The organism is Achromobacter veterisilvae (assembly GCF_900496975.1).
GTDB lineage: Bacteria > Pseudomonadota > Gammaproteobacteria > Burkholderiales > Burkholderiaceae_B > Achromobacter > Achromobacter veterisilvae.
In genome coordinates, this window is the sequence record NZ_UFQC01000081.1 from 1 (window position 1) to 7871 (window position 7871).

Annotated in this window: 6 protein-coding genes and 1 tRNA gene; all 7 read right to left on the reverse strand. The window is 65.4% G+C overall.

Annotation, left to right across the window (positions count from 1 at the left end; genetic code table 11):
* Positions 1 to 106: 106 nt before the first annotated feature.
* A complete protein-coding gene (locus AVE30378_RS32205) occupies positions 107 to 919 on the reverse strand; it encodes an energy transducer TonB (RefSeq protein ID WP_129247229.1) in 813 nt (270 codons plus the stop codon).
* A 391-nt stretch (positions 920 to 1310) separates the two neighbouring features.
* A tRNA-Val gene (locus AVE30378_RS32210) sits at positions 1311 to 1386 on the reverse strand.
* A 155-nt stretch (positions 1387 to 1541) separates the two neighbouring features.
* Complete coding sequence (locus AVE30378_RS32215) at positions 1542 to 1814, reverse strand: HU family DNA-binding protein (protein WP_003812968.1); 273 nt, start codon at positions 1812 to 1814, stop codon at positions 1542 to 1544.
* Positions 1815 to 2166: 352 nt separating this feature from the next.
* A complete protein-coding gene (locus AVE30378_RS32220) occupies positions 2167 to 2847 on the reverse strand; it encodes a Fe2+-dependent dioxygenase (RefSeq protein ID WP_129247231.1) in 681 nt (226 codons plus the stop codon).
* Between the two features lie 58 nt (positions 2848 to 2905).
* Positions 2906 to 4150, reverse strand: coding sequence for a cystathionine gamma-synthase family protein (locus tag AVE30378_RS32225; protein ID WP_129247233.1), 1245 nt, complete (start codon positions 4148 to 4150; stop codon positions 2906 to 2908).
* 52 nt (positions 4151 to 4202) lie between these two features.
* Complete coding sequence (rlmB, locus tag AVE30378_RS32230) at positions 4203 to 4940, reverse strand: 23S rRNA (guanosine(2251)-2'-O)-methyltransferase RlmB (protein ID WP_129247235.1); 738 nt, start codon at positions 4938 to 4940, stop codon at positions 4203 to 4205.
* Positions 4941 to 5070: 130 nt separating this feature from the next.
* Entirely contained in the window at positions 5071 to 7545 is a 2475-nt protein-coding gene (rnr, locus tag AVE30378_RS32235; protein ID WP_129247237.1) for a ribonuclease R, read from the reverse strand.
* Positions 7546 to 7871 lie beyond the last annotated feature (326 nt).

A 7871-nucleotide genomic window follows, 5' to 3' on the forward strand; every position in this document is an offset into this window, starting at 1 on the left:
CGCGGGCGCGGCGGCGGCGGCGGGCGCGGCGGCGGCGGCAGCCGGCGCTGCCGGGCTGGTAGTCGCCTGCGCCACCAGGGTGGCGCTATGCAGTGCGTTGGACATCTCAGTTCCTCATGACGAAATCGAACGGAATTTTGGCTTTGGCGGGATAGGCCACGCCATTACGGGTATAAGGCTTGAAACGGCCCTTGCGGGCGGCCGCCAGCGCCGATTCATCCAGGCGCGGGAAGCCCGAGGACGCATCGATGGTTGCGCGCTCGACCAGCCCCTGGGTATTGATCTCCACTAGCACCACCACCCGGCCCTCTTCACGCATGCGGCGCGAAGCCATAGGGTAATTCGGCATCGGACGCGCGCCCTGGAATTCGATGCTGGAAACCAGCACCGGCTGATCGGGCGGCGGCCCTTGCTGCGGCCCCTGGGGCGCCTGGGTGCCTTCCGGCGCGCCGCTGGGCGGCGTCTGCTGGGGCGGCGTTTCCGGCTTGAGTTCGGGCTTGACCTCTTGCTTGGGCTGGGGCTTGGGTTTCGGCTTGGGTTTGGGCGGAGGAGGCTTGGGCGCCGGCATGGGCGGTTTTTCAACCACCGGCTCGGGTTCGGGTTCGGGCTCCGGCTCGGGCTTGAGTTCGGGTTCCGGCTCAGGCTCGGGCTCGATCTCGGGTTGCGGTTCGGGCGGCGGTTCCGTGACCGGCTGCGGTACTTCCGGTGTGGGTTCGGCCTTGGCGATCTGGGGGATGGGCGCGTCCACCACGCTCACCATGATTGCCTCGGGCTCTTCCAGTTCGGGACGGTTCTCGGGCGCCATGAAGATGGCGCCGATCACCGCTGCATGAAGGGCGAGGACCGCGAGGCCAGCGCCTGCGCGTATACCGAATGAAGACCGCGAAGAAGAATTCCAACCGCGTTGAAGACTAGGCATGAATCAGCCAGGGTGCATTGACTTATCCGGCCAGAAGAAGAAAGACGCGCACGCAAAGGCGGCGCCGGCTGGCCGGTACAAGCCAATAATAATATCTTAAATGCGAATGATTCGCACGTCCTATTTCGCCCGAGGCGGCGTAACACCGCTGATCGAAGTCAAACCAGACGCGACGAACCCCAGGAAAAAAGGGACGCGCAAACCAGGAAAATACTCCCGTGCCGCCGCCGTCGGACTTGCCGCCCCCGCGCCGCGCGCCTTCGGGCCAGGCTGCCCCCCAAGAGGCCGTTTTTTTGCCCGGGGCGGCCCAAGAACAAAAAAACCCGCCACGTTGAGGTGTGCGGGTTTTCTGCGGAATGCGGTGCCGGAGCATGATGCTGCATGGTGCTTTTGGTGGGTGCTACAGGGGTCGAACCTGTGACCTACGCCTTGTAAGGGCGCCGCTCTACCAACTGAGCTAAGCACCCATTCTGATGCAGCCTCAAGACGAAATTCGCGAAAATCCGTACAAGCAACTGCCAACCGGGGGCACTCAAAAGCAATACGCGGGCCGGAGTATACCGGACCGCGCACTTGTCGGCAAATCGCCGGGCGGCACGCCCCGCGACCTGCCTGCCGCCCTTTAGTTGACGGCGTCCTTCAGGGCCTTGCCCGGACGGAACTTCGGCACTTTGGCCTTCTTGATCTTGATGGTTTCGCCCGTGCGCGGGTTGCGGCCGGTGCGAGCGGCGCGGGCCGACACGGCAAACGTACCAAAGCCAACCAGCGTAACCGTACCGCCCTTCTTCAGGGTGGTCTTGACGGCACCGATCAGGGCGTCGAGCGAACGGCCCGCAGCAGCCTTGGAGATGTCGGCCTTGCTGGCGATGTGATCGATGAGTTCGGTTTTGTTCATGCAGGTGTACCCCTCACAAGGTGTGGAGTCTGCCGGAGCTGCAGTCCATGGCCGTCATGATTGGACGCCACGGAAGACGCAAGACCCGACAAACGACGAACAGACAGTGGATAAACTTTTTCTTGCGCTGCAAAGCACAACTTTTAAACTGCTGCGCCGCTTAGGATCCAAGGGCAAAAGCCTTCGAACCGTCAGCGACGCAGACGTGTATTAGGCCTTGGCGTAGCGCGGCTGTCAAGCGAAAACCTCACCATAACCCGCGCCAATACTAGCTTTTAGCCATTTTCGCAATAAACAGAAACGCGCAATTCGAGGTTTGCGCGGCCCGGCGCCACGGCGCATCGATATTGCATCAAACGTCGGCCCACCGGCGCAGCAGATTATGGTAAATCCCGGTTAGCTGCACGATGGAGGGGTGCCCCGCGGCGTCCTGGTTCAGGCGCTGTATGGCCACGTCCATGTCCAGGAGCAGGGCGCGCTGGCTGTCCTCGCGCACCAGGCTCTGCATCCAGAAGAAGGACGACACCCTGGCGCCGCGCGTCACCGGATTGACCTTGTGCAGGCTGGTGCCGGGATACAGCACCATGTGCCCCGCCGGCAGCTTGACCGCGCGCGGACCGTAGGTGTCGTCGATGACGAGTTCGCCGCCGTCGTAGGAATCGGGCTCGGAGAAGAACAGCGTGGCGGACAGGTCCGTGCGCACGCGCTCGGCAGTGCCGGCGATGCCGCGCACGGCGTTGTCCACGTGGTAGCCGAAAGCCTCTCCGCCTTCGTAGCGGTTGAACAACGGCGGAAAGATCTTGCGCGGCAGGGCCGCCGACATGAACAGGTTGTTGCCCGCCAGGCGCTGCAGGATCAGGTTGCCCAGTTCCTGCGCCAGGGGATGCTGTTCGGGCAACTGGCGGTTGCGCTTCACCTCGGCGGACTGGTAGCCGGCCGTCACCTTGCCGTCCACCCAATCGGCGGCATCCAGCCGGAGCCGGATGTCCGCGGCCTCTTCAGGCGTGAAAACTTCTGCTATCTGTATGAGCATGGGCCCTACCCCGTTGCATTCTCGGGCGCGCGCAGCCGCGAGGCCCGCGCATGCCGCATTATCCCTTCAGGCAGCCGTTGAGCGCCTGATCGAAATCAAACAGCAGATCGGCCTCGTCCTCGATGCCCACCGACACGCGGATGAGGCTGTCCGCGATCCCCATCTGCTTGCGGCGTTCGGCGCCCATCTCGTAATAGATGGTGTGGGCGGCGGGCAGCGCCAGGCTGCGGGTGTCGCCCAGATGGGTCGCCATGAGGACCACGCGCAGGCGGTTCAGGAAGTCGAAGCAGTCCACGCCGTCGGCCAGCTCCACGCCCAGCAGGCCGCCGAAACGCGAGCCGAACAGGGCCGCGGCGCGCGCATGCTGCGGATGGCCGGCCAAGCCGGGGTAATGCACCCGGGCCACGCCGGGGTGCTCTTCCAGGAAGCGCGCCAGCGCCAGCGCGTTGGCGCAGTGCTTGGCCATGCGCAGGGCCAGCGTCTCGGCGCCCACCGCGATGCGGTGCGCCGGTTCGGCCGCCAGCGTGCCGCCCATGTCGCGCAGGCCCTTCTTCTTGATCTGCGTCAGGCCCCAGCCGGTGGCCGGCCCCTTGCGGTAGGCCTCGTAGATGTTCGAATAGCCCGACCAGTCGTACAGGCCGGTGTCCGTCACCGAGCCGCCCAGCGCATTGCCGTGGCCGCCGATGTACTTGGACAGCGAATTCATCACCAGCGACGCGCCCACCGACGCGGGACGGAACATCCAGGGCGAGGTCAGCGTGTTGTCCACGACGTAGACCAGCCCCTTTTCGCGGCAGATCTCGCCGATCACGGCCAGGTCGGCGACCTGCGTGCCCGGATTGGCGATGGTCTCGGTGAAGACCATGCGCGTGTTGGGCTGGATCGCGGCGCGCACCTGCGACGAGTCGGTCGCGTCCACGAAGGTGATCTCGACGCCCAGCTCCTGCAGCGTGCCGAAGAGGCTGTTGGTGTTGCCGAACACGAACTGGCTGGAAACCAGATGATCGCCGCGGCGCAGCAGCGTGGTGAAGATGGCGGCCAGCGCGGCCATGCCGGTCGCGAAGGTGACCGTGCCCTTGCCGGCTTCCATCTGGCTGATCTTGGCTTCGAGCGCGGTGGTGGTGGGCGTGCCCTGGCGCGCGTAGGTGAAGCCCGCCTTGCCCTGGAACACCGCGGCGAGTTCGCGCGCGTCGTCGTACGCGAACTCCGACGACGGATGCATCGGCTTGTGCACCGCTCCGTGCTCGACGGATTGCTTGCGGTCGGAATGGAGGATCGTGGTGGTAAAGCCGTTCTCGTGCATGATGGGGTGACGCGATAGGAAGGTGATCTACTGGACTGGCGGTGCGGACAAATCAGGACCGGCGCTGGCGCACGGTTTCATACAGGCAGACGGCGCTGGCCACGCTGACGTTCAGGCTTTCGACCGAACCCAGCATCGGGATGTTCACCAGTTGGTCGCAGGTTTCGCGGGTCAGGCGGCGCATGCCCTCGCCTTCGGCGCCCATGACCCAGGCCATCGGCTGGCGCGCATCGATCTGGTGCATGCTGTCGGTTGCCTGGTCGTCGGTGCCCACCAGCCATACGCCGCGGTCTTTCAGGCCGCGCATCGTGCGCGCCAGGTTGGTCACCATCAGGTAGGGGACCGTGTCGGCCGCGCCGCAAGCCACGCGCTGCACGGTGGCGTTCAGGCCGACGGCCCGGTCGCGCGGCGCGATGACCGCGTGCACGCCGGCGGCATCCGCCGTGCGCAGGCAGGCCCCGAGGTTGTGCGGATCGGTCACGCCGTCGAGGATCAGCAGGAGCGGCGGGCCCTCGATCACGTCGAGCACCTCGTCCACGTCCACCGCCAGTTGGCGCTCGTCGGCCAGCGCCACCACGCCCTGGTGGCGGGTGCCGCGGGACAGGCCGTCAAGGCGTTCCATCGGCACCGGATGCAGGCGGCGGCCGGCTTTCTCGGCCTGTTCGATGAACGTCTGCATGCGCTTGTCGCGGCGCGACGCCTCTACATAGATTTCCCTGATCGATTCGGGGGCGTGGCGCAGCCGCGCGACAACCGCGTGAAACCCGGCCAGGACTTGGGTCGACGCCATAAATGCAAATACCTTTAGATAAACGAATACCCGCCCCAGAGCGGGGCGGGCCGCCGGACCAAGCCGGCCATGGATGCAATGTTACTCCGTATGGCCTCGCCGCCAAACGACGGCTTGGCCATAAGGCGGATCAGTGGCGCTTGTGCACCGCCTTCTTGGCGGGCGCGGCGCGCTTCGATGCCCTGGGGGCCTTGGGCGGCTTGCTGGCCTTCTTGGCTTCGGCTCGCCGCTCCTTCGCGGTCTGGCCTTTAAGGGCGGCCGGCTTGGGAGCGGCCGCCTTCTTTACGCGGCGCGCCGGCTCGTCCGACCCGCGGGCCGCCGCCTTGCGCAGCGCGTCGAAGCTGGTGCCCTGCACCAGGCGGAACTCGATGCGGCGCGCCTCCAGGTCCACGCGCGACACCTGCACCTGCACCTTGTCGGTCAGGCGGTAGCGCATGCCGGTGCGTTCGCCTCGCAGCTCGTGCAGGGCATCGTTGAACTGGAAGTACTCGCCGCCCAGTTCCGACACGTGCACCAGCCCCTCGACGTGCAGGGTGTCCAGCGTGACGAAGATGCCGAAGCTGGCCACGCCCGTGACGGTGCCGCTGAAGTCCTCGCCCACGCGCTCCTTGACGAACCAGCACTTGAGCCAGGCCTCGACGTCGCGCGAGGCCTCGTCGGCGCGGCGCTCGCTGGCCGACAGCACCAGGCCCATCTTTTCCCAGATGGCGTGCTCGTGCTCGCGCTGCGTGCGGCCGATGACCACCGGCTGGTCGTCCAGGCTGGGCACATAGCGCTGCCCGGCCAGCAGGGCCTTGATCACCCGGTGCGTCAGCAGGTCGGGATAGCGGCGGATCGGCGACGTAAAGTGGCTATAGCCCGGATACGCCAGGCCGAAGTGGCCCATGTTGTCGGGGCTGTAGACGGCCTGCTGCATGGAGCGCAGGCACATGGTCTGCAACAACTGGTAGTCGGGGCGTCCGCGCACGGACTCCAGGAATTCCCCGTAGTCCTTGGCCGTGGGCATGTCGCCGCCGCCCAGCGACAGGCCCATCGTGCGCAGGAATTCGCGCAGCGACTGCAGGCGTTCCGGCGTGGGCCCCTCGTGGATGCGGTACAGGCCGGGGTGCTTGCTGCGGGTCGTGAAGTCGGCCGCGCAGGTGTTGGCGGCCAGCATGCACTCTTCGATCAGCTTGTGGGCGTCGTTGCGCACGGACGGCACGATCTGCTCGATGCGGCCGAGTTCGTTGCAGACGATCTTGGTCTCGACGGTGTCGAAGTCGATGGCGCCGCGCTTCTTGCGCCCCTGCGAGAGCAGTTGGAAGAGTTCATACAGGTGCTGGACCTGCGGCATGACGCTGCGCATGGCGTGCGCGGCCGGGCCGCCGGGCTGTTGCAGGGCGGCCCAGATATTCGTATAGGTGGTGCGCGCATGCGAGTGCATGACGGCGTTGTAGAACTGGTAGGCCGTGACCGTGCCGGCCTTCGCGCCGCTGGCGGGGATGACCATGTCGCAGACCAGCACCAGGCGGTCGACGTCCGGGTTCAGCGAACACAGGCCGTTGGACAGCGATTCGGGCAGCATCGGAATGACCCGGCGCGGGAAGTAAACGCTGGTGCCGCGCTCGATCGCGTCGTCGTCCAGCGCGTCGCCCGGGCGCACGTAGTGGCTCACGTCCGCGATGGCCACCAGCAGGCGCCAGCCGGGGCGCTTGCGCTGGCCCGTGCCCAGTTCGACCGGTTCGCAATACACGGCGTCGTCGAAGTCGCGCGCGTCCTCGCCGTCGATGGTGATGAGCGGCACGTCGCGCAGGTCGATGCGGTCCTTGAGGTCGGCCTTCCTGACCACGTCCGGCAGGCGCGCGGCCTGCTTGCGGGCGGCTTCCGAGAATTCGACGGGCACGTCGAACTTGCGCACCGCGATCTCGATTTCCATGCCGGGGTCGTCGATTTCGCCCAGCACCTCGGCCACGCGGCCCAGCGGCTGCGTGTGGCGCGTCGGCTGCTCCATGATTTCCACCGCGACCACCTGCCCGTGCTGGGCGCCGTTGGTATCGCTGGGAGGAATCAGGATGTCGTGCTTGATGCGCTGGTCTTCGGGGACGACGATGGACAGCCCGTGCTCATGCAGGAAGCGCCCCACCAGTTTGTTGGTGCGGCGTTCGATGACCTCGACGATGGTGCCTTCCGGCTTGCCGCGGTATTCGCCCGTCGGCTTGACCAGCACGCGGTCGCCGTGCAGCACCTTGAGCATTTCGCGCGGCGACAGGAACAGGTCGGGCCCGCCGTCGTCGCGCAGCAGGAAGCCGAAGCCGTCGCGGTGCCCCAGCACCTTGCCGGGAATGAAATCCAATTTGGTGGCCAGCAGCAACACGCCCTTGCGGTTGGGCATCAATTGCCCGTCGCGCTCCATGGCGCCCAGCCGGCGTTCGAATCCCACCATCGTTGCGGCGCGCTCGACGCCCATGCGCTCGGCCAGCTCCACCGGGGACAGCGGCGAGCCCGCGGCACGCAGCGCTTTCAGGATGGCTTCACGAGACGGTACATCAGGGTCGAAGTCCGGCGGCGCTTCGGGCAAGGGTGTTGATCTGTTGTTATTCGATTCGTTATTCGATCGTTTTGCCAAAGCTAAAATTTCCGTATATAATGCGCAGCTTCTGTGGTTCGCCCAAGGCTGAACACTGAAGCAGAAAATGGTCAGAGGGTTGCAAGCTGGATGATAAACCCAGGACCTGGATGTTAAAACCCAGGATCTTGAAACCCGATTGTAAAACCAACTGCGCTTTTAACGCATATTATTTAGTTAATGTGTTTTAACTAAACCGATGCAACCAGAGCCGCAGCGTAGCACATCATTCTGACAGTATCTCTCAGTGCCCAGGTGGCGGAATTGGTAGACGCGCATGGTTCAGGTCCATGTGCCGCAAGGTGTGGAGGTTCGAGTCCTCTCCT